The organism is Mesorhizobium sp. M7A.F.Ca.US.006.04.2.1 (assembly GCF_004022915.1).
Classification (GTDB): Bacteria; Pseudomonadota; Alphaproteobacteria; order Rhizobiales; family Rhizobiaceae; genus Mesorhizobium; species Mesorhizobium ciceri.
In genome coordinates this window covers 1-837 of record NZ_RZQA01001441.1, presented here as the reverse complement: position 1 = coordinate 837, position 837 = coordinate 1, and the positions used below count along the sequence as shown (strand labels likewise).

Annotated in this window: 2 protein-coding genes and 1 pseudogene; all 3 read right to left on the bottom strand. The window is 62.1% G+C overall.

Annotated elements, in window-relative coordinates; genetic code table 11:
* Nucleotides 1-139: 139 nt before the first annotated feature.
* The gene (locus EN925_RS37920) at nt 140-334 is read right to left on the bottom strand and encodes a hypothetical protein (protein ID WP_127369449.1); all 195 of its coding nucleotides are present in this window, start codon (nt 332-334) and stop codon (nt 140-142) included.
* A complete protein-coding gene (locus EN925_RS37915) occupies nt 319-552 on the bottom strand; it encodes a hypothetical protein (RefSeq protein ID WP_127369448.1) in 234 nt (77 codons plus the stop codon). Before EN925_RS37915 ends, EN925_RS37920 begins: the two co-directional genes overlap by 16 nt.
* Nucleotides 552-837: pseudogene (locus EN925_RS37910) on the bottom strand (hypothetical protein); the annotation flags it as partial. The gene EN925_RS37915 and the pseudogene EN925_RS37910, both read right to left, overlap by 1 nt.

Genomic DNA, 837 nt, shown 5'->3' with positions numbered 1-837 from the left:
GCTCGTAGCTCAAGGCAGCACGGGAATCGCTGTCCTTGATGTCGCGTCGGATCTCCGTGATGTCGCGCTGCATGTTCTGCGTGGCCTCCAAGAGCCGCCGATTATCATTTCCAGGCTCTTGTTTGCCGAAGTTGCCATGTCAGGTTTTCCAACCGCAGAGCTTGGCGCCCTTTTCATTGTGCGCCAGGATCGCCGCAACCGACCCATCCGAGAGCGTGGCGACTTCCGCCTTCGTGAGACGGATAGGATGCTCCACGGCGCAAAAGCTGCCTCCGACCGTAGTGCAGGAGATCATTGCAAAAAGTGCAAAGATCATCGTCAGGATTTTGACCATTCGCCCAACCTCCCCCGGTTGTCGCCAAGAGCGCGGCCGGCCACGGCATCATCGATCTTCTGGCGTTCGATGCGCGCTGCGGCGTCGGCCGCGTCCTGCTTGGCCTGGTTCTTCGCTTTGCCCATGGCATAGGCTCGCCAGAGCGCGACGAGCCCGGCCGCGCCGACAAGGCGGTACGGCCACAACTGAGCGACGAGAGCAGCGAGGAAGGCGGACATCACTCCGCGACCTCCGCCTTGATCTGGCGCACCGCAGAGACGATCTGTGAGCGAAACAGGAGCAGGACCAGCAGGAGCACCAGCAGGACCACACCGCCAGCCAGGACGGCTTGCCAGTCCATGCCCGCAAGCCAGCCAAGCCCGATAGCGCCGGAACCGAAGAGGCCGGTCAGCCAAGACAGAAAGCCGGATTTCTCCTTGACCTTCTGTTCGACCTTTTCGGGAACAACGGGTTTGTCGACCGGCACCTTCACCTCGACAGTGACCGGCGGCGGAGTGTCGGGC

Bases quoted from the DNA above. Each gene is read 5' to 3' on its own strand.
- EN925_RS37920 (WP_127369449.1), bottom strand. From the start codon at position 334: ATGGTCAAAATCCTGACGATGATCTTTGCACTTTTTGCAATGATCTCC.
- EN925_RS37915 (WP_127369448.1), bottom strand. From the start codon at position 552: ATGTCCGCCTTCCTCGCTGCTCTCGTCGCTCAGTTGTGGCCGTACCGC.